Here is a 26,456-nt window from a genome sequence, read left to right on the forward strand (position 1 = left end):
ATGGCAAGTAATGTGGTTTCTAAGGAGGATTAACAAAACACGAAACAACTACAGCTTAAAAACTTTAAAATTTCACTGAATCTACATCAATTTCTACACGTTTAGTCGGTTTATAGTCGATATCAACTTCGCCGGTCAATGTTATGGTGGTAGTTGGAGAAATAGGTTTACCTTGCCATAATTCATCATCAATATCGGCAGTAATTGTGCCAGTCCGGTCACGGAATTGATATTTCTCATCGCCTAAAGCTTTTACCACCTGACCACGCAATTGCACACGGGTATCATCTTTTGCGGTCAGTGCCTGTTTTACCGTAGTAACCTGGGCCGTTTTGATTGCTGCATGATTCACGGCAGTATTTGCCATAGCCACACCACCAATACTTAGAGCACCTGTTAACAAAGCCAGTTTCGCCATATTCATACGCACTTTACCTCGTTTATTTACTCATTATTGAATAAGAGTATTAAAACAGCTAAAGATGAATTGAATCTTAAGAAATCAAAAATTATTTTATTAATTTAAAGGCACTACCCGTAATACTTCCTCGAGTGTGGTTAAGCCTGCAATTACCTTCCGGGCGCCTGCAATACGCAATGGCTCCACCCCTTCTTTTTTGGCCTGCTGACGAATCTGATCGAGCGATGCATCAAGACTGATCTGCTGTTTGAGTGCCAGACTGACTGGCATAAACTCATAAAGACCTATTCTGCCTTTATAACCTGTGTTACGACAGACTTCACAGCCCACTGCCTGATAAATTGTATCTGGAACTTCCATAATATAGTCAAAAGTTAAATGTTCCCATTGATGTTCATTAATTTGCCCCTTTTCTTTACAGTGAGGGCATAAGGTACGAACCAAACGCTGAGCCAATACGCCTAAGATTGTGGCTGAAGTCAAAAAAGGCTGCACACCGAGATCATGTAAACGGGTTAAGCTAGAAGGCGCGTCATTGGTATGCAAAGTTGACAAGACCAGATGTCCAGTTAAGGCTGCCTGAATTGCCATATTGGCTGTATCCTGATCTCGGATTTCACCAACCATAATAATATCAGGGTCTTGTCGCATCAGGGCACGTACCCCGTCTGCGAAACCCAGGTCAATTCCATGATTCACCTGCATCTGGTTAAAGCTTGGCTCCAGCATCTCGATCGGGTCTTCTATGGTACAGACATTAACCTGTTCGGTTGCCAGCTGTTTGAGGGAAGAATATAGCGTTGTGGTTTTCCCTGAACCAGTCGGGCCAGTCACCAGTATAATACCGTGACTATGCTGAGTCATTTCCTGCCATGCATTAAGCAGACGCCCTTCAAAACCCAATTGCTGAAAGCTACGGACCAAGACTTCAGGGTCAAAAATCCGCATAACCAATTTTTCCCCAAACGCCGTAGGTAAGGTCGATAAGCGCAGTTCCGTTTCTTGGCCTTTAGGTGTACGCGTTTTCAAACGGCCATCTTGCGGTTTGCGCTTTTCAGCAACATTCAGACGCCCCAAAATTTTTAACCGGGAAATTACTGCCGTCAGTGTACTGGCCGGCATGTTGTAAATCGTATGCAATACCCCATCTATCCGAAAGCGGATTTTGCCGTTATCTTTACGTGGTTCCAGATGAATATCACTGGCTCCCTGCTCAAATGCAAACTGTAAAATCCAGTCCACCAATTTTACAATATGCTGGTCATTAGCATCAGGATTCTGAGTATCACCCAGTTGTAAGAGTGCCTCTACGCCTTTATTAGTACGATCGTGTGTGCTGCTTTTCTGAGAAGAGCTGACCGCGCGGCTAACCTGATAGTATTCCACTAGATACCGCTGCAACTGTTCAGGGTTAAGGAGCACTTGCTGGATTTTTTTAGGCTTTAAGCTTCGTTCAAGATTAGTAATCCATTCAGTCATAAAAGGCTGGTCTGTACCAATCAATACCTGATCTGCCTGAACCTCTACTGCTAAAATATGATTTTTAACAGCAAATTCCTGCGACATGATTCCAGTCAGTGCAGTTACATCTGCTTTTAAAGGATCAATAACATAGAAAGGAATTTCAGCTTTTTCGGCCAGCCATTGGCATAAGCGAGTTAATGTCAGGGATAACAATGGATGCTGTTGATCTTTGAGATTAAAATTTGCAATCCATTGCAGGGGATGCCATTTAAAATGCTGTTTTTGCCGCTGGGTGGTCTGAACCAAATGTTTGTCGCGCTCGGTAATCCGGCCGTCTTTTTGTAAATGGTCCAGGCACCAGACCGTATCTATTTCAAAATTAAACTTCACTATTATATCCCCTGCATCCTTAAATACTATAACAGAGTTATTTTCTGATGCAGTACAGGGCCATATAAAATTAATAGATTGTTTATAGTTAATATAAAAAATATTATTTTTTAAAGATATAAAAAGCTTTTAGAAGTAAAGTGTTAATCTTGTAAGACAAAATATTATCATTTCTGCCTTAAACTTCAATTATTATTATACTTAGATTATTTTAAAATCATTAATACCAGTTTTTTAATTAAATAAAATACTTTAAATTAAATGAATAACTAACTCTTCGCCAGGTATTTACACTATAGGTTCAATGGATGAGCAATGCGAATTTCGGAAGTTTTCAGGAAGCCGGTAAAGCCGTATTAAGTTATTTGCATAAACGCTTCGGCTTCAGTTTATGGATGATTACACGGGTGGGAAGTGATAACTGGATTGTTTTACAAAGTGAAACGACGGGTTATGACATCCAGCCTGGTCAGGTCTTTCGCTGGGCAGATTCTTTTTGTGCACATATGGTTACTGGTGATGCTCCTAAAATTGTACCCCGCTCTGAAGATATACCCTTATATGCAGCGGCGCCTATTGCCAAGCAAGTCAGTATCAGAGCTTATATTGGCCAGCCGTTGCTTAATGAAGATGGCAGTCTGTTTGGTACACTCTGTGCCATTGATCCTCATCCCAAACCTGATTCAATTATCCATGATGCTGACCTGATTGAAGTTTTCGGTGGCCTGCTTAGCCGGATTTTACAGGTTGAACTACGTGAAAATGAGCAGATCCGCCAGTATGAGCGTCTACAGGTTGAAGCTTTAAGTGATGTACTGACCGGTTTATATAACCGTCGGGCTTGGGACAGGCTGGTTAATGCAGAAGAAGAACGCTGTAAACGGCATGGACATCCTGCTGCGGTCTTTATTATTGATCTGAACGGTCTAAAAGAAGTAAATGACAACCTGGGGCATGTAGCAGGAGACCGTTTTATTCGACAGGCTGCTGAGATATTAAAGAATAATGCTCGTAGCAATGATATTGTTGCTCGGCTTGGCGGTGATGAATTTGGTATTCTCAGTATTGAGAACAACCAGGCAGGCGCAGAACTTCTATTGCAGCGGATGTTAAAAGCACTGGAAGAAGGTGGCGTTAGTGCCGCTGTCGGTTATGTTATGCGGCATCCCTCTAAAGGCTTATTGACTGCTGTCACAGAAGCCGATCAGAAGATGTTTGAACATAAACGCCGTATCAAATCCAATCTGAACTAATTTCAGACAAGGTCAATAATAATAATCTGCTCTGCCTGTACGCTAAAGCTAATATCAAGACAAGCAAACTTCATCTTATAAATACGTTCAGGATCTTCCTGATAAGCCGGACGTGGATCAAATGATAAAACATCATTTAACTCCTGAATAAGTTGATCACTCAGCTCAAGCACTTGCTGTTTTATTAAAGCCTCTTCCGACCAGCTTACTTCTTTGCGAAGTGGCTCTTCCTGCGCATAACCGCTCTGTGCATGGGGAATAGCATCTGAATAATGAATATAGGGTTTGATATCCAGAACGGGGGTGCCATCAAGCAGATCGCTTCCGGTAACATAAACTCGCAGTGCTTTGCCCACTTTTTTTACTTCTTTAAGCTGTACCACTGACAGGCCCACTGGCGCTGGACGGTACATACTTCGGGTTGCAAACACCCCAAGCTTTTTATTACCCCCTAGACGTGGTGGACGCACTTGAGGCCTAAACTTATCAGTCTGGTCCTGAGATTTATTGTCATGGAACTGCCATACCAGCCATAGATGGCTAAACGCCTCAATACCTGCAAATGCCAGCAGATCATTATAGGGAGGTAACATATCAATATAGGACTCAATCTGAACCAGATTAGGCTGGCGCGGTATTCCAAACTTTTCCTGATAGGGAGATTTCATATACCCGATAATAGGGAGTGATACAGTAGGCTTCATCACTTTTGCTTATAAACACAATTAAATATATTCAGTTTATCGAGAATGTTTTTAGATTAGAATAGCAAGCTGTTTAATTTGATAGATAATTGAGACCTTTAATGGCTGCGTTTAACGTCGAAAAGATTACTCACGTTCACCACTGGAATGACACGCTATTTAGTTTTAAAACAACTCGTGATCCGAGTCTACGTTTTAAAAATGGGCAGTTTGTGATGATTGGACTTGAAGTCAATGGCAAGCCATTAATGCGAGCTTATTCTATCGCCAGTGCAAACTATGAAGAAGAACTGGAATTTTTCTCGATTAAAGTACAAGATGGCCCACTTACTTCAATTTTGCAGAAAGTTCAGGTGGGTGATGAGATTCTGGTCTCACGCAAACCGACAGGTACACTGGTACTTGATGATCTGCTGCCAGGCAAAAATCTATGGCTACTTTCCTCAGGAACTGGCCTAGCTCCCTTCCTGTCTGTTATTCGTGATCCTGAAACTTATGAACGCTTTGAGAAAGTTATTGTTGTACATGGTACACGTTACATTTCTGAACTGGCTTATCAGGACCTGATTTTAAATGAATTACCAAATAATGAGTTTTTCCAGGACTTAGGTATTCAAGATAAACTGGTGTACTACCCGACTGTAACCCGTGAAGAGTTCAAAACTCAAGGCCGTTTAACCGCTCTGATCGAATCTGGGAAAATTTTTGAAGATTTAAATCTGCCTGCATTTAATCGTGAAGATGACCGTGCAATGCTATGCGGCAGTCCGCACTTTCTGCGTGATGTTGCCGGTTTGCTAGATCAGCATGGCCTGAAGGAATCGCCGCGTATGGGTGAAATGGGCGATTACGTTATTGAACGGGCTTTTGTTGAAAAATAAGATGAGTTAAATGAAAAACCGGGCGATAATGCCCGGTTTTTATTATAAAAAAAACTTTCTACTAAAATTTAAGATTTCATTCGCCAGACTTAAATCAGAAGCTTTCTTAACCTGATAATTCTAAAAATCCCAACTGTTTTACTGGGTTGAATCCTTTTTTCAAATCCATACAATAAAGCCATATTTTATTTATGCCTTTTGCTTTATTGCCATGACTCTCTCTTACGTTACCGAACTTCTCTCTCCTGCCGGCTCACTTAAAAATATGCGTTATGCTTTTGCCTATGGTGCAGATGCAGTCTATGCAGGTCAACCACGTTACAGTCTGCGTGTTCGTAACAACGAATTTGATCATGACAATCTAAAAACAGGTATTGAAGAGGCACATCAGTTAGGTAAAAAGTTTTATGTAGTCGTGAATATTCAGCCACATAATAGCAAGCTTAAAAATTTTATACGTGATCTGGCACCTGTAGTTGCCATGAAGTCGGATGCACTCATTATGTCCGATCCGGGCCTCATCATGATGGCACGTGAACATTTTCCTGATATGCCCATTCATCTCTCTGTGCAGGCTAATGCAGTAAACTGGGCGACTGTTAAATTCTGGAAAACCATGGGGCTTACGCGCGTGATTCTATCACGTGAACTTTCTCTTGAAGAAATAGAAGAAATCAAACAAAACGTACCCGATATGGAAATTGAGGTTTTTGTACATGGTGCCCTGTGTATGGCTTATTCAGGCCGCTGCCTGCTGTCTGGTTATATGAATAAGCGTGATGCAAACCAGGGTGCATGTACCAATGCCTGTCGCTGGGAGTATAGAATTCATAATGCTATTGAAGATGAAACAGGTGACATAATTGCTCTACAAGATGTGCCTAAAGGTTGCTGTAACAAGACTGAAGTAGACCAGCAACATATGCTTGGCCAGCAACAGGTTAAAGAGCCCGTACTGTTACAGCGCAATGAAGAAGATATGTTTGCAGCAGAAGAAGATGAACATGGCACCTACTTTATGAACTCGAAAGATTTGCGTGCGGTACAGCATGTAGAACGGCTAACTAAAATGGGTGTACATTCTCTCAAGATCGAAGGTCGTACCAAATCTTATTTTTACTGTGCACGCACTGCCCAGATCTATCGCAAAGCGATTGATGATGCACTGGCAGGTCGACCTTTTGATACATCACTATTTACACAGTTAGAAGATCTGGCCAACCGGGGATATACTGAAGGCTTTCTGCGTCGACATGTACATAGTGAATATCAAAATTATACCACCGGCTCATCCCGCTTCGATCATCAGCAGTTCTGTGGTGAAGTTTTGGAGCGGAATGGTGATTACATCCAGATTGATGTAAAAAACCGTTTTACGGTGGGCGATTCTTTAGAGTTGATGACTACGCGAGGTAATATCACTTTTACTCTGGCTGAAATAAAAGACAAAAATGGGAACCTGATTATGGAAGCTAAAGGTTCAGGACATATTGTCGAGATTCCTATACCAGCAGAGGTCGATATACAATATGCCCTGCTCATTCGTAATCTTCCAAACTCGGCTGTAGATATCTCTGCCGCCTCATTAGCATATACAGCAGAATAATATGGCTCTTCATATTACGCAGCAATGTATTAACTGTGATATGTGTCTACCAGAATGCCCGAACGATGCTATTTATGAGGGTATAAAAATCTATGAAATTGATGCAGAACGCTGTACTGAATGTGTAGGATTTTATGAACAGGAAACCTGTATGGCTGTCTGTCCAATTGACTGTATCGAGCTTAATCCTCAATATATAGAAACTCAGGAACAGCTTTTGGAAAAATTTAAACATCTGAACCAGTTTAAAAAGCAAAACGAATAAAACCTTAAATACTAAAAATAGAGATTTATAGCCAAAGCTATATAACAGATAAAAGCCAAAGTGTGGGGGCACTTTGGCTTTTCTGCATTTATTCTTAATGTATTGAATATAAAAAAGGAACCTGGCTGTTAGCGAGACCAGATTCCGTAAAGAGGTAAAACATAAATAAAATTATCAAGCTGAGAAACCGGAGTCCCTCAGTTTATCTGGTTACTGACCGGAGCGGATAATGTAATCAAAAGCAGAGAGCGACGCTTTTGCACCTTCACCTGTAGCAATGATGATCTGCTTGTACGGTACCGTTGTACAGTCACCCGCTGCAAATACACCTTTTACATTGGTCTCGTTACGCTCATTCACCACAATCTCACCGCGGTTACTCAGCTCGACTTCTGACCCTTTCAGAAAGTCAGTGTTCGGCAGCAGACCAATCTGTACAAAGATACCCGCCAGTTCAATCTCCCTGTCCTCTCCAGATACCCGGTCCTGATAACGCAGTGCAGTCACCTGTGAGCCGTCTCCCACCACCTCGGTGGTCAGCGCAGACTTGATTACTGTCGTGTTCGGCAGGCTCGCCAGCTTGTCCTGCAATACCTGATCTGCACGTAAAGTATCAGCAAACTCAAGCAGGGTCACATGCTCAACAATACCGGCCAGATCAATCGCTGCCTCAACCCCGGAGTTACCGCCACCAATCACTGCCACCCGTTTGCCCTTGAACAGCGGACCGTCACAGTGCGGGCAGTAGGCAACACCACGGGTCGCATATTCCTGCTCGCCCGGTACATTCATCTGTCTCCAGCGTGCACCGGTAGAGAGAATCACTGTTTTAGATTCCAGTCGGGCACCATTGTCCAGAGTCACTTCAACCAGACCACTGGCCGTTTCTTCTGCGCCTTTAATGCTGGCAACTTTCTGCAGGTTCATGATGTCGACTTCATACTCACGCACATGCTCTTCCATGGCCGCAGCAAACTTTGGCCCCTGGGTTTTGGTGACCGAGGTAAAGTTTTCAATATCCATGGTGTCCATCACCTGTCCACCGAAGCGTTCAGCCACGATCCCGGTACGGATACCTTTACGCGCTGCATAGATGGCAGCAGTATTCCCGGCTGGGCCGCCACCAATCACCAGAACATCAAAGGCTGCCTTGGCATTGAGTTTCTCTGCATCTTTGGCCGCCGCACCGCTGTCCAGCTTGGCAATAATCTCTTCCAGGGTCATACGTCCCTGACCAATGTGCTGGCTGTTCTGGAACAGCATTGGAACCGCCATGATCTTGCGCTGTTCGACTTCTTCCTGGAAGAAGGCCCCGTCAATCATGGTGGCAGTGGTGCCCGGGTTATAGATGGCAATCAGGTTGAGGGCCTGCACCACATCCGGACAGTTATGACAGCTCAGTGACACGAATACTTCAAAGTCAGCAGTCAGGTTGAGCGCTTTAATCTGTGCCAGTACCTCGTCAGAGACTTTGGGAGCGTATCCGGAAACCTGCAACAGGGCCAGAATCAGCGAGGTGAACTCATGCCCCATCGGCAGGCCGGCAAAGAATACCCGGGGCTGCTCACCGGCTTTGGCCACACCAAAGCTTGGGCGGCGGCTGTGCTGGCCATCAAGGCGTGCAGTCACCTGATCAGACAGGGCGGCAATTTCATTGACCAGCTCTTTGATTTTATCTGACTTGTCAGAGCCATCTAAAGAGGCAACCAGTTCAATCGGGCTTTCCAGACGTTCGAGTAATGTTTTAAGTTGTGCTGAAGTATTTTGGTCTAACATTGCTAACTTCTCCAAAGGAGTCAATATTAAGGAATGAATTGATGATACTGCAAAGCCATTAATAGGTAAAACAATATGTTTTTATAAATACAATCGGTTTTAAGAATTGTTATTAAAGAACAGAGCCGGTTTTTCGGGCCTGTTCTGATCTTGTTTTTCATCACTTAGCTGTTTAGGCGGTGTGTAATTCGCTCGGTTCTCAATTGCAGACGGTGAGACAGTAAATAAAAAATCAGGCTTAAAACAGCGCTCAGTAAACTTATAGCTATGATTATAATATTTGCCCAATATGAAAGCTGTTGAGCCTGTCTTACCTGTGGCTCAACACTTTGAGCTAACGGTGTTAAAGCCTTTCCATAAACCTGGTGCTGCATGACCCAAAGCTGTTCTGGTTTAAAACCATACTCAATAAAGTCTGGATCAGTCTTCTCTGCTTTGACCAGCTCCACTATATAGGGAATAGCTATATTTTTATCTGCAGGCTGGTGCAATAAGGCCGTTTGCGCGAGTATATAAGCTTGGACCGGTTTTTCTACATTTTCCTCAGCCAAGTAGTGCGCAATCGCACTATCTTGAATATTACGTTCATAATATACCAGCTCATGCGCAGCTTCTTTTTCTTCATTGTTCAGGTCATATTGCACATAAGTCAAACCTGACCAGATGATGATAAATGCAATGAGCCAGCCAACGAATTTTAAAATAAATGACTGAAAGCGAATATAAAAAAAATGAAATTTTCTGAGAAAATAAACTGTGAAAAATGCACCAAAGAAAGCTGCAAACAGTTTTAAGAATAACCAGCCAAACCATGACAGCAAATTAAAAAAATAATCGTGTTGTGGTGCAAGATCTGTCAGGCTAGCTTCGAGAGTTAAAGGTAAATGTAGTTGTTCTACTTGTTGAGAAAGACCAAAAAAACTATAGATAAAATCCTGCTGTAAAAATATGGCAACCACACTTGCAATAAATAAAGTACTGGTCGTTACGCAAAGTAGCATCACTTTATGCTGACGCTTTTTCAATACCAGCATCCCTGTTTCGATCTGTTTAGAACTCAACGCATATTCATCTAAAGGTGGCAAATAATATCTCCAAAGATTAATCAGGTATACTTAGGCTATTAATATAACAAAAACAGCTTAAGGTTTATTTGTTCCCGAATTTGATTCAAGCACAAGCTGATTCAGATTATTTTGTAACATACGCAATCGGCTGGTAGCTTCCTGACGTTTTTGCATACCTTCTTTCTGTACCTGAATCACATCATTTACTGTTTTAATGAGGGTATTTTGAACATGTTCAAGGGTTTCAATATCAATGACTGACCGCTGGTTGGCTTTAGCAGTATCTACAGAGTTCTGATGCAAAAGCTCTGCGTTACGGCGTAGTAATTCATTGGTTGCATCATCAATACTATTGGCAAGCTGTACACTATTTTTCTGCTCGTTAAGCGAGATAGCCAGACTGATCTGGTTTTTCCAAGCCGGTAAGGTAATGTTTTTAATGGCATAGAACTTGTCCACCAGCATCAGATTATTGGACTGAATAATCCGGATCATTGGCAAAGTCTGCATAGCAGATTGCTGTAAAACCTGAAGGTCACTGATACGTTTTTCCAGATTATTCGCCAGATGATTTAAATCATAAATTTTTTGTGTAGTCGGCTGGTCTTGGGGCTGTTCACTGAGCTTAGCGATTTGCTGCTGAATATCTTGCTGTTTAAGTTTTCCCGCAGCGACATAAATACCCAGCTGCCGATACTCATCCTGTACCCCATTAAACATTTTATCCAGTGTATCAACCCGGGCTTTTAGCCCGGTCTGTGAAATTTCAATTTCTTTTACCAGAACATCAATCTGCTCTTTAGTAGTATGAAACTGCTGGTCAAAGTTTTGTTTGGCACCTTTAATCTTACCCAGAAAATTACCCAGAAAACCTGAACTTTTGGGTTTGTTTAAAATGCTGGAAGTATTCAGCTGCTGAGCAACCTGTACTACCTGGTTGAGTTTCTGGCCGGTAGCATCAAGGTCTTTGTTCTGGACTAAATCTAGCAATTCATCCGTATAAGAAGAGGTTTTAGTCGCAATATTTTTCCCATATTCAGCGACAGTATGATGACTCATATCATTTAGCTCTTTATGGGCATTCTGGACTTCTGTAAAGTCTGAATCCTTTAACCCTATTTCCTGTAAATTTAGTTGCTGAAAATCCTGCTCCGATAAGTCTCTCGAAGTAACTATCGTTAAATCATTTTTTTCCAGATCGGCCATAATTCACCCTGCTTCGGTTTACTTTAATGTTTCTCTAAAGACTTCTTCAATGTTCTGATCAGATTTTCCCGGCTATTATCCAGCTTCTCTAATTCTGCATCGGAATGCTTTAAATTTGTCTGTTGCACATGGTATTGCCAAGCAGGAATCAGTACTTGCTGAGCTTCTTTAAACCGGTCTAAAAGACTAAAAGAAAGCTGCTGTGAAAGACGTATTTGTGTAATTGCAATATCATTACTCGCCTGTAACGTTTGTAATGTATTAATTTTTTTAGATAATCTTTCTGCAAAATTATCTAATGGATGCTGGTTTTTAATAAAGGCTGGATATTCATTAAGAAACTCCTGTGCAGCTAAAATATATTTTGCCATTTGTTCCCGTAAACCCAGTAATTGCTGAAAACGTGCCTGTGATTTCTGAATTTCAATCTGTAACCGTTGACTCAAATGATCAGCCTGAGCAAGTAACCGGTCCAGATTTCTATAATATTCCACCTGCCCTGATTGATACTCGATATCAATTCCCAGCCATTTCTGTAGTGCATTGAAATTACGTTTTTTCAGATATTTTTTAGAGTCAGCTAAAGCCTGAATCAACTGTTCAATAGTCTGACTTAACTGCCGGGTTAATTCAGGGTCTACTCCACTGAGCAGCACGGACTGTGCCTGAACCAGATGCTCGGCATAATGATTTAACCGGTATTGATCATGAATCAGAGGAACCAGATCATTGCGTTTTATGATCAAAGTTTCTTGAGGAGTAACCTCAATCTTGGATAATGGAATGAGTTCTTGGAAATGCTGCATATAGACGCCGGGTATCGCCTCAAACAGTAAAATAGACTGATAATAAAATAACAGAACAATATGAAGTGAAGCTGAAAGCTATATTTTCAATTTAAACCAAATCTTTCAGACTACAAGCCGAAATAGCAGTTTTTACGTTTAAGTTTTGTCATAGTTGATTGAATAACTACAAAGAATAATGCCGTGAAATTTCACGGCATTTGATCTAACGATAATCACCCTCTCGCTCAGGCTGATATAGTACCTTTTCAATTTTTACTTTCATAAGGTGGCCATCAGGTTGTGGCCACTCAATTTCCTGACCTTCAGCCAGCCCTAAAATAGCAGCACCTATAGGAGCAAGTACATTGACTTGTCCTTTATCACCGCGAAAATCATGCGGATAAACTAGCTGGATTTCAGTCGGTTCAGTTGAAGGGGCTATCGTGATCAGCACTCGGGTATTCATGCTGACCACATTAGCCGGTATTTCATGTGGCTCTACTACTTCAGCCCGAGCAAGTTCATCTTCCAGATGTTCTATAGTCTGAGTCATATGAGATTGATGCTCGAGCATGGTTTCAAGACGATGCAAGTCCTGTGAAGAAATAATAATATTTGGTTTAGCCATATAAACTGACTCCTTCCATTTTAAATAAATATTGCAACGCTATAGATGTATATTTTCTGGTCTAGAAATAATTAATTACTTATCAGAAAAGTATTTTTCCACCCTATTGTTTTTTATAAAACAACAAAAAGCTCCCCTTAAGAGGAGCCACAAAACATATAAAATGTAAAGAATGAAAAAAGTTATCCTTTACTGTATCCAGTTAAATGAAGAACGCTAACCTTTAAACAATAAGTTAAGCCTATTCATAGATGTAACATCTTAAACCAAGTTTCTCAACCATTTAATTTATAGCTTCTCAAATACTGATATAAGTTACCGAAATTAAACTTATACTTTTGGCTTACTATTCCACCACAATCATATATTTTCTTTTATTATTTTCATCCTATAGTTTTTTAATCTTCCCCAAAATAAAAATGAATATGAAAGAAAAAATTCTTATGACTGTTTTTTTATCTTTATCAATCGCAGCTTGTCAAAGGCAGCCACAAGAGACAGACACGGCTCAACCATTGAACTCCAGCTCTCCTCTCGCCGCTCAGCTTGATCAGGCAGGTGAGAAAATTGGAAAATATCTGGATCAGTTAGACAATCCTAAGACCTCTCAACAAAAACGGATACAGATTTTATGCAAAGATTACCCTACCGTATATAAAACTGAATATATGCCTGCATTACTCAAACTACATTCAAATGAATATACCCCTGAAGGTTTACTTTTTGATCTGGATATTGTCTTAGACTTTTATAAAAAGGGCGCGAATATAAAATGCTAGACTTTCTATATTGCTCATATTATTTTATTAACCAAGTTATTCTGATTATCTTCTTTTACTAAAATATTGAATACAAATTTTTTATAAACTTTCTTATTAGCAGAAATTCCTCTATTAAAAAATTTTTGATGTGAGCAAAAACAGAACTCATATTTTTACCATACAGAATAAGCCAGTTATCTTAAATATAAAATAGTGCTTTTAACTTTTTTATTCTTGCCTTAAGTTTAAATTGTTAGACAATGTCATTGTCTTTGTAAGCTATTGCTTTATATTGCTATAGACACGGCGTACAACAACAATAAATGGTAGATCATAATGGAATTAGAACTATTAGGTGAGCTATTTGGTGTAGAAATCCACCGACCTCTGCAAAGAGAAGAAATAAGAAAAGCGCTTATAGCCCGAAACGAACTAAGAGATCAATTAAAACAGGAGAAAAATCTTAGTAGCGACCATATTACATTGCAACTTAACGACAAGATTCATGTATTTGCCTACAGACTCGAAGAGAGTGAATCAGAACAATTTTATAATTATTTAACTGAAGAATGTAAAAAACTAAAGCCCGAACAATATGAGCAGAGTCTTATCTCTACCTCTAATAATACACTTAAAACAGAAATCTCTCCCCTCTCTAGTGAAACTATGGAAGAGAAACAACCCATGATATGGAAATTTTTACCTTGGGTACTCGGAGTGATTTTTTTATTATTACTTTTCTCATTATTCACTTTTAGGTGATATACCTTTATATAGTGAAAGAGATAAGTTTAACCACCAAACAATCTAAGAGAATAAAAATAAAATATTATAAGATTAAAAATTTCTTGCTAAAGCTATTGATCTTTAGATTTTGAATAAGTTTACTTTAAAACTATTATTTATAAAGAACTGTTTATGGGTTTATTATAGATATATGAACTTAAAATAAAGTACAGTTTATAACACTAAAAAAGCTCCCACTTATGGGAGCTTTTTTAAAGAAATCACTTACTGAGCATAAACCGGGAATTTAGCGCAAACCGCTTCCACTTTCGCTTTTACATCAGCAATAACATTTTCATCGCCTTTGCTATCTAAAATGTCAGCCATCCAGTCAGCAAGTTCACGCACCTCAGCTTCACCAAAACCACGAGTAGTGACTGCTGGTGTACCTACACGGATACCCGAGGTAACAAATGGAGAACGTGGATCATTTGGCACGGAATTCTTATTCACAGTAATGTGGGCTGCGCCTAACCATGCATCTGCATCTTTACCTGTAATATCCTGTTTAATGAGTGATAACAGGAATAGATGGTTAGATGTACCGCCAGAAACGACATCATAACCACGCTCAATAAACACTTGCGCCATGGTTTGAGCATTTTTAACCACTTGTTGCTGATAGGTTTTAAACTCATCAGACATAGCTTCTTTAAAGCAGATTGCTTTGGCCGCAATCGCATGCATTAATGGACCGCCCTGGTTACCTGGGAATACAGCAGACTGAAGTTTTTTCTCAATCTCTTCATTCGCTTTTGCCAGAATCAGACCAGAACGTGGGCCGCGCAAAGTTTTATGGGTAGTGGTTGTGGTTACATCAGCAATTTGAACCGGGTTCGGGTATACACCTGCTGCCACCAGACCTGCAACGTGGGCCATATCAACAAACAGATAAGCACCAACTTTATCAGCAATTTCACGGAAACGCTGCCAGTCAACAACCAGACTATATGCAGAGAAGCCTGCAACGATCATACGTGGCTTATGCTCTAAAGCCAGACGCTCAACTTCTTCATAGTCGATTTCGCCAGTTTCCGGGTTCAGGCCATATTGCACTGCATTATAGGTTTTACCGGAGAAGCTTACTTTTGCACCATGGGTTAAATGGCCACCATGAGCAAGACTCATACCTAAAACGGTATCGCCCGGATTCAGCAAAGCCAGGTAAACAGCAGAGTTTGCCTGTGAACCTGCATGGGGCTGAACGTTTGCATAGTCAGCACCAAAAAGTTCTTTAGCACGATCAATTGCCAATTGTTCAATAACATCAACATGCTCACAACCACCGTAGTAGCGTTTGCCTGGATAGCCTTCTGCATATTTGTTAGTGAGTTTTGAACCTTGCGCTTCCATAACCGCTGGAGAACAATAGTTTTCAGAAGCAATTAACTCGATGTGCGCTTCTTGGCGCTCACCTTCGGCAGCAATTGCCTGAGCTAATTCCGGATCAAATTCAGCAATAGAGATATTGGCAAACATTAGCGAGGTCCTATTAATTTAGGGCTTTTAAGCCGTGCTAAGATTGGCGCGTATTGTAACATGAAGTTTATTATTAAACAGAATGAACTTTACTCAGTTTTAAATAAAAATGGCTCATATTAAAAAACATGAGTCATCGCTTTAAATTCAGGTTATTGACTTGGCATTAGAGATTTTACATCCGAGATAATATTAGTAATATTCAACCCGTAAACGCTGCCATGATCCCATTTGGCAGTAAGAACGAAGTTCATTTCCACAAGGTTCACCGAGCCCTTCATAGTCAAGTGCTACCAGCATATAATCAGACTGAAGCAGGCCGTTAATCATATTTTTAATAACCGGATTTAGACTACTCCGGCTCGGTGCTTACTGATCAGCCAAACCCGTCGTGCCATGTGCCCATGCAACTATCGGCTATCCTTTTGCTGGAGGTGTTCCCTCCGGGGTGAAAACTAACGCAGTAGCTTGTGTTCCTTTATTATTAATGCCAAGCATTTTATAAGTCATGACCACGCTTTCACCGGCAATAACCACATCTGTTTTGGTATAGGCTACAGGCGTAGCTAATACCGGGTTATCTATATTATTTACTGGAATGGAAGGAACAGGCGTACTGAAATTCTGGTTATCATTGTCATCACTATCATTACAGCCGTCAAACTGATACTTATTGCAAGTACAGTACAGGTCAATATATGTCTTTTCATTATTTTATATCCTTATTTTAAGTTATTATCATTCACTGATTTTTAGGGTGTTCTTTCTTCTTCATGACACCCGTTCCCAATTTCTATAAAAAATAGCAAGAAAATTGTTTAATTATTCTCATATATAAATTTTAGAAACCAGCTTGAAGGATTTTTTTCTTCAAAATAAGGTGAATGAAAGTCAAATTATTCTAGAAGCGACGTAATTTGTGGCTCAACTTGATAAATGATGAGCTAAAAACCCTTCAATTAAAGCCCTGACAGGTTTTTAAATTGTCAGAATAGAAATAATAATGTTAGATTTTGACTTTCTCTTTTGTTCAGGCATATTTTTCAACATGCAGGCCATTATTCTCGATACTGAAACACATACACTCAATGGACTACCGATTGAAATTGCCTACGCGCCTGTCCAAATTGCTCAAGGCCGTTTGAGCCTAGACAAAAGTCAGTTATTTGACCAGCTCTACAGTATTGGTGAACAATCAATTTCTTATGCCGCGATGGCAGTACATCATATTCTAGAAACCGATATTGCTGGTCAGCCTCATTATAAGGACTTCAGTTTACCTTCCGAAACTGTCTATATTATCGGTCATAATATTGATTATGATATTCGTACCATTGAAAAATGTGGCATAGACACCTCAAATATTAAAGCTATTTGCACTCTGGCGCTGGCCCGCAAGGTTTGGCCCGATGCTGAGGCACATAACATCTCTGCACTGATTTATATGATCAGTAAAGGAAGTGATAAAGCAAGAGAATTACTCAAAGGTGCTCACCGTGCAGATGCCGATATTATTTTAACTGCAAATATACTCATGCATATTCTTTACCATCTAAATATTCAGAGTATTGAAGAACTTTATACTGCATCAGAAGACGCACGGATACCCCGTATTCTGAATTTTGGCAAACACCGTGGTACCGCAATTAAAGAATTACCTGGCGACTATGTAAACTGGCTGCTACGTCAAGAAGAGCTGGATCCTTATCTACGTAAGGCCCTAGAACAGACCCTAGTTTAGGTGCTGATATTTAAAAACTTGTTCATCAAACTTTAATTTTTTTAATGTAGGGTTGCCTTGACTGATTAGGGAAGTCGGGGCAATGTCTGATTATCAAAAAACACCATTAGGTATAGAAGTTTTAAAAAACAGATCAATTCATCTAAATGTACGCCAGAGACGTTTACTTATTCTGATTGGTACACCAGATTTTGATATACTTACGCCACAATTCAAGCAACGAATTGCAGAACCTGAGGTACTAGACCAGCTTTATAATATGGGACTGATCAGTTTTGAAGGTCAGCAAAAAGAAAAACTCATATCAGCAGACCAATTTGAAATAGAAACAGCCCCGATAATATTAATAAGTAATGACAGGCAAAATGAAATTATATATTCAGAGCGGTCCACTTCTAACGCTAAAATAAATGTTGAGCTCTTAGGGTTTCTAGCTATAAAAGAGTTAATGACGAGTCTGTTAAGACAATATTGTGGCTTAATGGCCAAACAGCTTATTGAACGTATTCAGCAAGCACACCACATTGAACACTTAAAACTTTGTCAGATGCAATGGCTGACGTATCTGCAAGAAAGCCGACTTCCACCATCAGAGCTTAACCGCGCCATGCAACAGATTAATCAGTCTATACAACATTTAAGACAGCATTGAAAATGACTTATTAAATCAGTCATTTTTACAGGTCAAAGATGACTGATTACCCTATATTCATTCCTTAGTCCGTAATTTTAAAATATATTTACAGACGATTTTTTAGTTTATTTTTTACTCTTACTTGCTGCTATCGAATAGCTCAAATTAGATTAACTCATGAAATGATACATCGAATATTTGTGAAAATAATAAATATGCCAATACCATCTATGATCTTGGTTGAGTAAGGTATCAAGACATCTTCATACAACACAGAATGCTATGATAACTTTTTCACCTAAGCTTCCTTATAAGATTTAAAATTCTCAAAAATAGGATTCTGGATATACGCTCGCTTCCCTACATACCCTAAATAAAAAGATTCCGCATAATTTCCATCTAAAGCTAAAAATACTCGTGATATAACGTCATTTTCAGCATTAATAACATATTAATTTTTTTCAATATATTAAGCAACTTATTTACTTTTAACTTAAAGATTAAAATTAACGATTGCACTATACAATAAAAAAATTATGCAAATTAAGCTGGATAAAATACAACCTAAATAATTTTTTAGAAGACTATCTACTCTAATATTATATTGAGATTTAAATTCGAATCCATAAGATGGAATTGCTTTTGAAAAAGTATAATTTGGATTTAGCTCCAATTTTTTACTATCTGAGTTTGTGACTTCTTCTAGAAAAAACCTGTAAAAGCGGGTTGCCTCTTCCCTTTCTAAGCGATGAGCAAATACATGGATCTGTCTGTCTAGCTGTAAATGAACTTCATAAAGTGATTTATACTTATCACGGACTAAATATTCTGCCAGAGCATTTTTTGCTTGTATTAAGACTTTCACCTCAATACGTGAAATAGGTAAATAAATATTTACGCCAAACAATTCACCTGCCAAGCCTTTTTGCATGAAGAATGCCCCTTTTTTCAGGAGGGATATAATATCAATTAAATATAATACAATACATAAAAAGTCTTAATTAGTTCTACTACTATGGCCTGATGTAAAAACTTAGGGTTTAAAATTGAAAAAACCTCTGGTTAAGAGGTTTAATTTATTAGAAAATTTTTGATCTGACAGAATCTCCTGCCAAGTCTCCGTAAAGGCAAAAAATCAGAGTCAATATCACTACAATTGCGATAAATGATAGCCATCTCAAGATTCTCATGACAGCTCCTCATAATTTTATGAGTTTCACTTTTATCAATACAGATATATTTTTAATAATACAATTACTGTGCCTTGTAATAGGTATCAAAGTATTACTTAAACTCTGTGATTCTAGTGGAATGGAAGAAATTTTCTATCTTTATAATCTAATTGTAGCCTGACAATATTCAGTCTTCAGATAATATTATATATAGAATATATGTAGTTTAGTGAGATACCTTGTGTTTTCTATCATACTGGTTATTATAGTTATTTTAGCTTTTTTATTTATTATACAACACTACTTTATAGATAGTCCTAACCTAAACACAGCAGAACAAATATTCTTAATTATTCTTTTTGCTGTGCTGGTTGCTATATTGCGTGGTTTTATTCTTCATAAGAAAAATTTTATATGATTGCATGGCAAAAATACCGTTATATATAGTATATAAGCCATCATTTCGGCTGTTCATAGTCATTCTTCTTAATAAGCCTTATCTAGCGAGGTTTATAGGATATTATCGATTCTTATCATATATAAAAATGGTGCGCTCGGCGGGAATCGAACCCACGACCCCAGGCTTCGGAAACCTGTACTCTATCCAACTGAGCTACGAACGCGCGATGCACATCATAACAAAAAAATGAGCAAGGTAAAGTACATAAATGCAGATAAACACCACTGATGCTTACGCTTTAAGCAAATTTTAATCTCTAGCTTGCCGATTACCATTAATGTACTTGGTTTATTGAAGCAGATCGCTCAGAATATCTTTTCTATTCACCATGCGAGAAATTCATGACTGATGCATTGACGCTAAGGGATTTGTCCAAAACCTATCGAAATGGTTTTCAAGCTCTCAAAGGAATTAATCTGACTGTACCGGAAGGAGAGTTCTATGCACTTTTAGGGCCCAATGGTGCAGGCAAGTCTACAACGATCAGTATCATCAGCTCACTGGCTAAAAAAACCTCCGGAACTGTAGAAATCTTTGGCTACAATTTAGACACCCATCCTTCTGAGGCCAAACAATGCCTAGGAGTCGTGCCACAAGAGTTCAACTTCGGTCATTTTGAAAAAACCTTTGATATTCTGGTCACTCAAGCTGGCTATTACGGTATTCCTAAAAAGCTGGCAGAACAACGGGCAGAACAATATCTGGAAAAGCTTGGCCTTTGGGACAAACGTCATGTTCAGGCCCGTATGCTTTCTGGTGGTATGAAACGCCGTCTCATGATTGCACGAGCCATGATGCATGAACCAAAGTTACTTATTCTGGATGAGCCCACTGCTGGGGTCGATATCGAACTGCGCCGTTCAATGTGGGATTTCTTGACAGAAATGAATGCCAAGGGTACCTCAATTATTCTGACGACCCATTATCTGGAAGAAGCCGAGATGCTGTGTCGCCGGATCGCAATCATTGATCGTGGCGTAATTAAAGAAGATACCACTATGAAGGATTTTCTTAATCAATTAAATGAGGAATCATTCATTTTTGATCTGGCTGAACCTATTGAACCTTTGCATCTGAATATTATTGGCGTTAATTTTAATTTGATTGATCCAATGACTCTAGAAGTAACGATGGATAAAGCCCATTCTTTAAATGATCTGTTTCAGCTCATGCAGGCACAGAATATTCAGGTACGCAGTATGCGCAACAAATCGAATCGTCTCGAAGAGCTTTTCGTAAAAATGGTCGAAAAAAATCTGGATGGAGTGACAACATGAATCTAGGTCAATTACAAACTGCACTTGGAACTTTAGTTCGCAAAGAAATCCGACGTTTCATGCGTATCTGGCCCCAGACCTTGCTTCCACCTGCGATCACCATGAGCCTTTATTTTGTAATCTTTGGCAATCTGGTCGGTTCACGTATTGGAGAGATGGGCGGCGTAAGCTATATGCAGTTTATTGTACCCGGCCTGATTATGATGGCGGTAATTACTAATAGTTATGCCAATGTATCCAGTAGTTTTTTTAGTGCCAAGTTTCAAAAAAGTATTGAAGAACTCATTATGAGTCCAATGCCTCTGCATTTGATTTTATGGGGCTATGTGATTGGCGGAGTATGTCGCGGTGTACTGGTTGGTATTATAGTGACAGCGATGAGTCTGTTTTTTACTGATCTGCATATCACTAACTGGTTTGTGACCATATTTACCGTGATTGTTACTTCCCTACTCTTCTCTCTGGGCGGTTTTATCAATGCTGTTTATGCTAAATCTTTCGATGATATTTCAATTATCCCAACATTTGTATTAACACCACTTACCTACTTAGGGGGAGTGTTCTATGCGATCAGTTCATTAAGCCCATTTTGGCAGAACCTCTCTCTGATCAATCCGATCGTATATATGGTGAATGCTTTCCGTTTCGGAATTTTAGGCCATAGTGATGTAAACGTTTCAGTTTCTCTTGTGGTAGTTACATTATTCTGCGCAGTGTTTTATGGCATTGCATACTATTTATTGTCTCGTGGTTCAGGAATGCGTGAATGAGTGTAGAGCAGTCTTTATTGGGTAAAGACACCAGTTATCCAAACCAGTATCAACCTGATATTCTTTTTCCTATTGCACGCGCGCAGTCTCGCGCTGACTATGCCCATATAGAAGGTATTCAGCAAGGTAAAGACTGGTGGCATATCTTTGAAATTTCATGGTTAAACAGCCACGGTATACCACAAGTCGCTATTGGACGTATGAGCTTACCCGCTTCTTCGCCTCATCTTATTGAATCCAAATCTTTAAAACTCTACTTTAACAGTCTAAATTTTCATCGGTTTGAAAATCGGGCTATTTTTATAGAGACTGTAGAAAAAGACTTATCTCAGGCTGCAGGTGCAGTAGTGAAACTAGAGCTTTTTCAGGTGGATGCTCTTGAAATTAGTCAACCGCAGGGTATATGTATTGATGATTTGACACCCCAGCAGTTGAAGAATCATCCGGATGCAGGTTTGCTGCAATATGCAGATGACCATGAAGAAGGAGAAATCCAGCTATATTCGCATCTGTTACGCAGTAACTGTCCAGTGACTGGCCAGCCAGATTGGGGAACGGTTTTTATTCGTTATCAAGGTAAAAAACCTTGTTATCGTAGTATGTTAGCTTATATTATTTCTTACCGTCAACATAATGGCTTTCATGAACAATGTGTGGAGCAAATGTTTGCAGATATATGGCAACATTTACAGCCGGAAAAGTTGATGGTGTATGCAACTTATACACGACGTGGTGGGCTGGATATTAATCCATGTCGTGTATCAGATTTAACCTGGATGCCAAACCCGATCCGATTGGCGCGACAATAAAACGAAAAATACCGAGGTTTTAATCATGCCATTTTTTGGTTTTACCCCGTCTGAGTCTTTACTGAACAATCTTCAGACATCAGTTGAAAAAAAGAATTCAAAGGAGCCGCTTTATCCTCTTCGGGATAAAATCGCTTTACAAATCAATGATGAAATTATTGATGCTATTTTAACTGAACTGGTACGCCGTTTCCCTGCCAGTGACAAGCGTGATACAGCAGAGAAACTTGCAGGCTATATTAAGTCAACTGTGGCTGTCTTATTGAAACAACTATTAAATAAAGCACCAAATGAAGTAGTTCAGCAGTCAATTGAATTCTCTGAACGTAGCATGTTTAAAGGTCCGGATAACCAATATAGAGTAGGTGAACCACTGGACGCCAGTCTGGTCACTAACCTTAAGCATAATTTTGCTGAAATTAAGGCGGGCAATAAAGTAGACCGTGCAGTGCTGGCCGAGCTTTATAAACAGTTCGGTGACGCAACCATCCGTCATTTTATGAGCGATTTCAACAAAACACTTGATCTGGGCATGATTAAACGTAAAGCTGCCGATATCGGAGCGGCAGCGGTCACTAAAGCAGTGCATATCGCTATCGACAAGCTTATCCCAAATCTGACTAAAGATGAGTTAATGGTACTTGCAGAATATCACAATACTTTATTCTTCCATTAATACTTAACTTATTCATCAGCTTATATTAAGACTGATTAGATAGTCTTGAGATTAAAATATCAGAATCGGAAACCTGGCTAATGCCAGGTTTTTTTATTGCAAAGTTTGCATAGCGATTGTCTTGTGCAAGCTTTGTGTTAGCATGCGGCATGCATTAATTTAGCCTGTTTTCAAACCTACATGTCTCCAAGCTCTCAATATAAATTCCTGCGTCAAGCTCCTCGTGATGGGCTGAGTACAGCCATGCAACCGTCTCGCTGGCAGCGGCTGCATATTGATCCGTGGTTATGCCTTTTTCTGTTTCTCAATGCCTTATTAGGCTTAACTGTACTATATAGTGCTTCTGCGCAAGATGTTGGTCTAGTTAGCAAGCAGGCCATGAGCTTCGGTATTGGCTTTATCGTCATGTTTACACTTGCCCAGATTCCGCCCAAGGTTTATCAGGCGTTTTCGCCATATTTTTATATCTTTGGCGTATTAGCGCTGTTATCAGTCATGATATTTGGCGAAGTGCGCATGGGTGCACAACGCTGGATTGATATTCCTGGTTTTGGCAGTGTACAGCCCAGCGAGTTTATGAAGATTGGTATGCCAATGATGATTGCTTGGTTTTTATCACGCTATCCTCTTCCTCCAAGCTTTAAAAACGTCATTATTTCTCTGGTCCTTATTATTGTTCCATTTTTACTCATTGCAGAGCAGCCAGACTTAGGAACATCATTACTGATTCTTGCCAGCGGTCTCTTTGTCCTGTTTTTAAGTGGCCTCTCCTGGAAGCTCATTGGAGCTGCTATAGGCCTCATGTGCATGATTATTCCCCTAGCATGGCAGTTTCTTCTGCATGACTATCAGCGGCAACGTGTACTCACCTTGCTGAATCCGGAAGCAGACGCTTTAGGAACAGGCTGGAATATTATCCAATCTAAAACAGCAATTGGTTCAGGTGGATTTTTTGGTAAGGGCTTTTTACAAGGCACCCAGTCCCATTTACATTTTTTACCTGAAGGCCATACTGATTTTATTATTGCAGCTTATTCTGAAGAGTTTGGTTTAATTGGAGTTCTCATCCTTATTACTCTTTATTTTGCGATTATTTTCAGGGTATTACAGATCGGCCTCAATTGTTTTCATAATTACGGACGTCTTGTAGCCGGAACACTGGGTTTGTCATTTTTTGTTTATGTGTTTGTTAATGCCGGCATGGTCAGTGGTATTTTACCTGTAGTTGGCGTACCTCTACCTTTTATGAGTTATGGTGGTACCGCCATCATTACTTTAATGGCCACTTTTGGTTTGGTCATGTCTATTCATACGCATCGATAGTTGAGATTTAAGAGCCAATGATTAGTTTAAATATTTATAAAAAATTCAAGCAATTTAGTATAGGTTTGAGTGCTGCCGGTATTGTCGCTTTCTCTCAGGCAAATGATTTTATTACTCACCCTAATTATGAAGCATTTAAAACTAAAACTATGCAAAATTATGGTCTGACTGCACAGCAAGTAGACTGGGCCATGCAGGGCAGTAAAAATTTACCAAACATTGTTAACATCATGAATCGTCCTGGGGAAAGTAAACCTTGGTATGAATATAAAACTAATTTCATGTCAGCAGGTACAATTAACCGCGGAGTTACTTTTAAAAACCAGTATGCAGATGCTTTAAACCGGGCTGAACAGCAGTTTGGAGTCTCTAAGGCGGTAATTTTAGGTATTTTAGGAGTAGAGACTGGTTATGGTGCCAATAAAGGTTCCTTCGTCACGCGTGATGCACTAGCTACATTGGCCTTCGGTTATCCACGCCGCGCTGAATATTTTAGCGATGAATTAGGCGCTTTAATTGCCTGGACCTATAAAGAAGGCTATCCAACCAGCAGCATTATTGGCTCATATGCAGGCGCAATTGGCTATCCGCAATTCATGCCGAGTAATATTACTAAACTGGGTATAGATTACGATGGCAACGGTCATATTGATCTCAGAAACTCAGCAGTAGACGCTATCGGTTCTATTGCTAACTATTTAGCTCATCATGGATGGCAACGCGACCAGCCTATCGGTTTTGCTGCACGATACACCGGTTCAAATCCAGACAGTATTATTGCGACTGATCTTACCCAGCCTGTACCTTATGGAGTTTTGAAAAATAAAGGAATTAGCCCACTTAATCCTTTGGTAAAAATTGATGATCTAGATATGGTCAATATCATTCAACTTCAAGATTCATATGGTCCGGTTTACTATATTACCTACCCGAATTTTCAGGTTATTACTACCTACAATAAGAGCCGTATGTATGCCACTGCTGTATGGCAATTAGGGACAGAAGTAGCCGATCGTTAAACCAAATATTTACCTAGTATTTTAAAAGTCAACAATTATTTATAGATAAAAGGCTATTAATTATACTTTTTAAATTAAATGTTACAATATTGATTATTTTTTAATCTATATTTGTGAGATTTTGTCCTTTTTGTAAATATTTCTCGTTAAAGACTAGACACTTTTGGTGACACATGAATATTATCCCCCATCGTCAAATGCAGTAACACAAACGAACATTTGGATACATGTGCTGGTTTACTGGAATTTCATCAGCAAAGCAGCACTGATCTTTAGGAGTTTATGAATGCCCACTTCGCTAAAATATATACTTGCGTTAACTATCGGTCTGACCGTAACGCAGTCTCAAGCAGAAATGGTACAGGCTTCGTCATTGAGCAATGATAATGACAATTTAAATCTTGCAGCCCGTGTTTTAAACCGTGATGCACAAGGCTTTAACTCTCACTTTTCAAACCTTAACAGTCTTTCAATCACTGAGCGTACCGGTGATAAAATTCGCCGCCAGACTATTGCAGCGAAAATTGAAATCCCTGAAGAAGAACCTTCAGTGATTGAAAAATTGAATACCGTAGCGTCTAACACTGTTCGTAAGTTCAGCCAGACTGGTGTAGCATCTTGGTATGGACGTCAATTCCATGGCCGAAAGACTGCAAGCGGTGAAACATTTGATATGAATGCCATGACAGCAGCTCATCGCAGCCTGCCACTAAACTGTTATATTCGCGTGACCAACCGCTCTAATGGTAAAAGTGTAATTGTTAAAGTTAATGATCGTGGACCTTTCCATGGTAACCGTGTACTTGACTTGTCGTATGGCGCTGCCAAAAGTATTGGTGTAACTAATGCCGGTACGGCGAAAGTAAGTATTGAACGTGTAGATGGTCCTAACTCTTAAATCTGTCTTACTGCATAAGAAGATTAAAAGCCACAATTAGTGGCTTTTGTTTTTATAGTTTCTTCTAAAGTTTACTAAATTCCATTTCTCTGCTTAAACCTCCTTCCAATTTTTAAAATACCTGGTTAGCAATTTTATGGGTCTGTATCAAAATAGCTTTATTTATTTTTAGATACTCCCCTCTCAGAAAACTTTGACGCAT

Annotated in this window: 25 protein-coding genes, 1 tRNA gene and 1 pseudogene; 15 read left to right on the top strand and 12 right to left on the bottom strand. The window is 39.6% G+C overall.

Annotated elements, in window-relative coordinates; translation table 11 throughout:
* Positions 1–64: 64 nt before the first annotated feature.
* Complete coding sequence (locus ABZP31_RS09245; RefSeq protein WP_248135364.1) at positions 65–424, bottom strand: NirD/YgiW/YdeI family stress tolerance protein; 360 nt, start codon at positions 422–424, stop codon at positions 65–67.
* 93 nt (positions 425–517) lie between these two features.
* Entirely contained in the window at positions 518–2,275 is a 1,758-nt protein-coding gene (locus tag ABZP31_RS09250; RefSeq protein ID WP_248089052.1) for a GspE/PulE family protein, read from the bottom strand.
* Positions 2,276–2,583: 308 nt separating this feature from the next.
* Here ABZP31_RS09250 and ABZP31_RS09255 point away from each other — a divergent pair, with 308 nt between their 5' ends.
* The gene (locus ABZP31_RS09255) at positions 2,584–3,528 is read left to right on the top strand and encodes a sensor domain-containing diguanylate cyclase (protein ID WP_248135360.1); all 945 of its coding nucleotides are present in this window, start codon (positions 2,584–2,586) and stop codon (positions 3,526–3,528) included.
* Between the two features lie 2 nt (positions 3,529–3,530).
* Here ABZP31_RS09255 and tsaA read toward each other — a convergent pair whose 3' ends face one another.
* Complete coding sequence (gene tsaA / locus ABZP31_RS09260) at positions 3,531–4,232, bottom strand: tRNA (N6-threonylcarbamoyladenosine(37)-N6)-methyltransferase TrmO (protein ID WP_005406512.1); 702 nt, start codon at positions 4,230–4,232, stop codon at positions 3,531–3,533.
* Between the two features lie 101 nt (positions 4,233–4,333).
* Between tsaA and ABZP31_RS09265 the strand changes: the two genes are divergently transcribed.
* The 3 genes from ABZP31_RS09265 to ABZP31_RS09275 all read left to right on the top strand — a co-directional run bounded on the left by ABZP31_RS09265 (position 4,334) and on the right by ABZP31_RS09275 (position 6,984).
* Positions 4,334–5,113 carry a ferredoxin--NADP reductase gene (locus ABZP31_RS09265; protein ID WP_119879089.1) on the top strand — a complete coding sequence of 260 codons (780 nt, stop codon included), beginning with the start codon at positions 4,334–4,336 and terminating at the stop codon, positions 5,111–5,113.
* Between the two features lie 211 nt (positions 5,114–5,324).
* Positions 5,325–6,719, top strand: coding sequence for a tRNA 5-hydroxyuridine modification protein YegQ (gene yegQ, locus ABZP31_RS09270; protein ID WP_367156792.1), 1,395 nt, complete (start codon positions 5,325–5,327; stop codon positions 6,717–6,719).
* Position 6,720: 1 nt separating this feature from the next.
* Positions 6,721–6,984 (top strand): YfhL family 4Fe-4S dicluster ferredoxin, encoded by a 264-nt coding sequence (locus ABZP31_RS09275; protein ID WP_005019547.1) that lies wholly within the window; start codon positions 6,721–6,723, stop codon positions 6,982–6,984.
* 210 nt (positions 6,985–7,194) lie between these two features.
* Here ABZP31_RS09275 and ahpF read toward each other — a convergent pair whose 3' ends face one another.
* From ahpF to rnk, 5 genes are all read right to left on the bottom strand, one after another.
* Positions 7,195–8,760, bottom strand: a complete 1,566-nt coding sequence (gene ahpF, locus ABZP31_RS09280) for an alkyl hydroperoxide reductase subunit F (protein WP_005026743.1) — start codon at positions 8,758–8,760, stop codon at positions 7,195–7,197.
* A gap of 164 nt (positions 8,761–8,924) precedes the next feature.
* Positions 8,925–9,845 carry a hypothetical protein gene (locus ABZP31_RS09285; protein ID WP_034684970.1) on the bottom strand — a complete coding sequence of 307 codons (921 nt, stop codon included), beginning with the start codon at positions 9,843–9,845 and terminating at the stop codon, positions 8,925–8,927.
* A gap of 57 nt (positions 9,846–9,902) precedes the next feature.
* On the bottom strand, positions 9,903–11,033 hold the full coding sequence (locus tag ABZP31_RS09290; RefSeq protein WP_034684972.1) for a toxic anion resistance protein: 1,131 nt from the start codon (positions 11,031–11,033) through the stop codon (positions 9,903–9,905).
* A 23-nt stretch (positions 11,034–11,056) separates the two neighbouring features.
* Positions 11,057–11,839, bottom strand: coding sequence for a tellurium resistance protein (locus ABZP31_RS09295; protein ID WP_034684975.1), 783 nt, complete (start codon positions 11,837–11,839; stop codon positions 11,057–11,059).
* A 205-nt stretch (positions 11,840–12,044) separates the two neighbouring features.
* Complete coding sequence (gene rnk, locus ABZP31_RS09300; RefSeq protein WP_005019540.1) at positions 12,045–12,449, bottom strand: nucleoside diphosphate kinase regulator; 405 nt, start codon at positions 12,447–12,449, stop codon at positions 12,045–12,047.
* Positions 12,450–12,868: 419 nt separating this feature from the next.
* Here rnk and ABZP31_RS09305 point away from each other — a divergent pair, with 419 nt between their 5' ends.
* Entirely contained in the window at positions 12,869–13,228 is a 360-nt protein-coding gene (locus tag ABZP31_RS09305) for a hypothetical protein (protein ID WP_248135520.1), read from the top strand.
* Positions 13,229–13,546: 318 nt separating this feature from the next.
* A complete protein-coding gene (locus tag ABZP31_RS09310; protein ID WP_034684979.1) occupies positions 13,547–13,972 on the top strand; it encodes a hypothetical protein in 426 nt (141 codons plus the stop codon).
* Positions 13,973–14,221: 249 nt separating this feature from the next.
* Here the strand turns inward: ABZP31_RS09310 and glyA are convergent, their stop codons facing one another.
* Together glyA and ABZP31_RS09320 are read right to left on the bottom strand one after the other, a co-directional pair.
* Positions 14,222–15,475, bottom strand: coding sequence for a serine hydroxymethyltransferase (glyA, locus tag ABZP31_RS09315; protein ID WP_034684981.1), 1,254 nt, complete (start codon positions 15,473–15,475; stop codon positions 14,222–14,224).
* A gap of 246 nt (positions 15,476–15,721) precedes the next feature.
* Positions 15,722–16,185, bottom strand: a pseudogene (locus tag ABZP31_RS09320) (alpha/beta hydrolase); the annotation flags it as partial.
* Positions 16,186–16,523: 338 nt separating this feature from the next.
* Here ABZP31_RS09320 and ABZP31_RS09325 point away from each other — a divergent pair.
* Positions 16,524–17,216 carry a DNA exonuclease gene (locus tag ABZP31_RS09325; RefSeq protein ID WP_005026754.1) on the top strand — a complete coding sequence of 231 codons (693 nt, stop codon included), beginning with the start codon at positions 16,524–16,526 and terminating at the stop codon, positions 17,214–17,216.
* An 82-nt stretch (positions 17,217–17,298) separates the two neighbouring features.
* Positions 17,299–17,868, top strand: a complete 570-nt coding sequence (locus tag ABZP31_RS09330; protein ID WP_005026756.1) for a hypothetical protein — start codon at positions 17,299–17,301, stop codon at positions 17,866–17,868.
* Positions 17,869–18,343: 475 nt separating this feature from the next.
* On the opposite strand, the gene ABZP31_RS09335 is transcribed toward ABZP31_RS09330, so the two are convergent.
* Positions 18,344–18,781: a hypothetical protein gene (locus tag ABZP31_RS09335; RefSeq protein WP_248135518.1), complete on the bottom strand. Its 438-nt coding sequence runs from the start codon at positions 18,779–18,781 to the stop codon at positions 18,344–18,346.
* Positions 18,782–19,568: 787 nt separating this feature from the next.
* Positions 19,569–19,645 (bottom strand) — tRNA-Arg (locus ABZP31_RS09340).
* Positions 19,646–19,823: 178 nt separating this feature from the next.
* Between ABZP31_RS09340 and ABZP31_RS09345 the strand changes: the two genes are divergently transcribed.
* The 7 genes from ABZP31_RS09345 (at position 19,824) to ABZP31_RS09375 (ending at position 26,254) form a co-directional block, all read left to right on the top strand.
* Positions 19,824–20,759 carry an ABC transporter ATP-binding protein gene (locus tag ABZP31_RS09345; RefSeq protein WP_248133848.1) on the top strand — a complete coding sequence of 312 codons (936 nt, stop codon included), beginning with the start codon at positions 19,824–19,826 and terminating at the stop codon, positions 20,757–20,759.
* Positions 20,756–21,529, top strand: coding sequence for an ABC transporter permease (locus tag ABZP31_RS09350; RefSeq protein WP_005019450.1), 774 nt, complete (start codon positions 20,756–20,758; stop codon positions 21,527–21,529). The genes ABZP31_RS09345 and ABZP31_RS09350 overlap by 4 nt, the downstream gene beginning before the upstream one ends.
* The gene (queF, locus tag ABZP31_RS09355) at positions 21,526–22,338 is read left to right on the top strand and encodes an NADPH-dependent 7-cyano-7-deazaguanine reductase QueF (RefSeq protein ID WP_248133847.1); all 813 of its coding nucleotides are present in this window, start codon (positions 21,526–21,528) and stop codon (positions 22,336–22,338) included. The genes ABZP31_RS09350 and queF overlap by 4 nt, the downstream gene beginning before the upstream one ends.
* A gap of 25 nt (positions 22,339–22,363) precedes the next feature.
* Positions 22,364–23,014 (top strand): hypothetical protein, encoded by a 651-nt coding sequence (locus ABZP31_RS09360; protein WP_248133846.1) that lies wholly within the window; start codon positions 22,364–22,366, stop codon positions 23,012–23,014.
* Positions 23,015–23,194: 180 nt separating this feature from the next.
* Positions 23,195–24,337: a rod shape-determining protein RodA gene (rodA, locus tag ABZP31_RS09365; RefSeq protein WP_248133845.1), complete on the top strand. Its 1,143-nt coding sequence runs from the start codon at positions 23,195–23,197 to the stop codon at positions 24,335–24,337.
* 17 nt (positions 24,338–24,354) lie between these two features.
* Positions 24,355–25,356 carry a lytic murein transglycosylase B gene (gene mltB, locus ABZP31_RS09370; RefSeq protein WP_248133844.1) on the top strand — a complete coding sequence of 334 codons (1,002 nt, stop codon included), beginning with the start codon at positions 24,355–24,357 and terminating at the stop codon, positions 25,354–25,356.
* Positions 25,357–25,642: 286 nt separating this feature from the next.
* Positions 25,643–26,254 carry a septal ring lytic transglycosylase RlpA family protein gene (locus tag ABZP31_RS09375; RefSeq protein WP_005019438.1) on the top strand — a complete coding sequence of 204 codons (612 nt, stop codon included), beginning with the start codon at positions 25,643–25,645 and terminating at the stop codon, positions 26,252–26,254.
* The last annotated feature ends 202 nt before the right edge of the window (positions 26,255–26,456 follow it).

Source organism: Acinetobacter sp. FL, assembly GCF_040744925.1.
Lineage (GTDB): Bacteria > Pseudomonadota > Gammaproteobacteria > Pseudomonadales > Moraxellaceae > Acinetobacter > Acinetobacter radioresistens.

Coding starts and splice junctions, on each gene's coding strand:
- ABZP31_RS09245 (WP_248135364.1), bottom strand. CDS start 424: ATGAATATGGCGAAACTGGCTTTGTTAACAGGTGCTCTAAGTATTGGT.
- ABZP31_RS09255 (WP_248135360.1), top strand. CDS start 2,584: ATGAGCAATGCGAATTTCGGAAGTTTTCAGGAAGCCGGTAAAGCCGTA.
- tsaA (WP_005406512.1), bottom strand. CDS start 4,232: ATGAAGCCTACTGTATCACTCCCTATTATCGGGTATATGAAATCTCCC.
- ABZP31_RS09265 (WP_119879089.1), top strand. CDS start 4,334: ATGGCTGCGTTTAACGTCGAAAAGATTACTCACGTTCACCACTGGAAT.
- yegQ (WP_367156792.1), top strand. CDS start 5,325: ATGACTCTCTCTTACGTTACCGAACTTCTCTCTCCTGCCGGCTCACTT.
- ABZP31_RS09275 (WP_005019547.1), top strand. CDS start 6,721: ATGGCTCTTCATATTACGCAGCAATGTATTAACTGTGATATGTGTCTA.
- ahpF (WP_005026743.1), bottom strand. CDS start 8,760: ATGTTAGACCAAAATACTTCAGCACAACTTAAAACATTACTCGAACGT.
- ABZP31_RS09290 (WP_034684972.1), bottom strand. CDS start 11,033: ATGGCCGATCTGGAAAAAAATGATTTAACGATAGTTACTTCGAGAGAC.
- ABZP31_RS09295 (WP_034684975.1), bottom strand. CDS start 11,839: ATGCAGCATTTCCAAGAACTCATTCCATTATCCAAGATTGAGGTTACT.
- rnk (WP_005019540.1), bottom strand. CDS start 12,449: ATGGCTAAACCAAATATTATTATTTCTTCACAGGACTTGCATCGTCTT.
- ABZP31_RS09305 (WP_248135520.1), top strand. CDS start 12,869: ATGAATATGAAAGAAAAAATTCTTATGACTGTTTTTTTATCTTTATCA.
- ABZP31_RS09310 (WP_034684979.1), top strand. CDS start 13,547: ATGGAATTAGAACTATTAGGTGAGCTATTTGGTGTAGAAATCCACCGA.
- glyA (WP_034684981.1), bottom strand. CDS start 15,475: ATGTTTGCCAATATCTCTATTGCTGAATTTGATCCGGAATTAGCTCAG.
- ABZP31_RS09325 (WP_005026754.1), top strand. CDS start 16,524: ATGCAGGCCATTATTCTCGATACTGAAACACATACACTCAATGGACTA.
- ABZP31_RS09330 (WP_005026756.1), top strand. CDS start 17,299: ATGTCTGATTATCAAAAAACACCATTAGGTATAGAAGTTTTAAAAAAC.
- ABZP31_RS09335 (WP_248135518.1), bottom strand. CDS start 18,781: ATGCAAAAAGGCTTGGCAGGTGAATTGTTTGGCGTAAATATTTATTTA.
- ABZP31_RS09345 (WP_248133848.1), top strand. CDS start 19,824: ATGACTGATGCATTGACGCTAAGGGATTTGTCCAAAACCTATCGAAAT.
- ABZP31_RS09350 (WP_005019450.1), top strand. CDS start 20,756: ATGAATCTAGGTCAATTACAAACTGCACTTGGAACTTTAGTTCGCAAA.
- queF (WP_248133847.1), top strand. CDS start 21,526: ATGAGTGTAGAGCAGTCTTTATTGGGTAAAGACACCAGTTATCCAAAC.
- ABZP31_RS09360 (WP_248133846.1), top strand. CDS start 22,364: ATGCCATTTTTTGGTTTTACCCCGTCTGAGTCTTTACTGAACAATCTT.
- rodA (WP_248133845.1), top strand. CDS start 23,195: ATGTCTCCAAGCTCTCAATATAAATTCCTGCGTCAAGCTCCTCGTGAT.
- mltB (WP_248133844.1), top strand. CDS start 24,355: ATGATTAGTTTAAATATTTATAAAAAATTCAAGCAATTTAGTATAGGT.
- ABZP31_RS09375 (WP_005019438.1), top strand. CDS start 25,643: ATGCCCACTTCGCTAAAATATATACTTGCGTTAACTATCGGTCTGACC.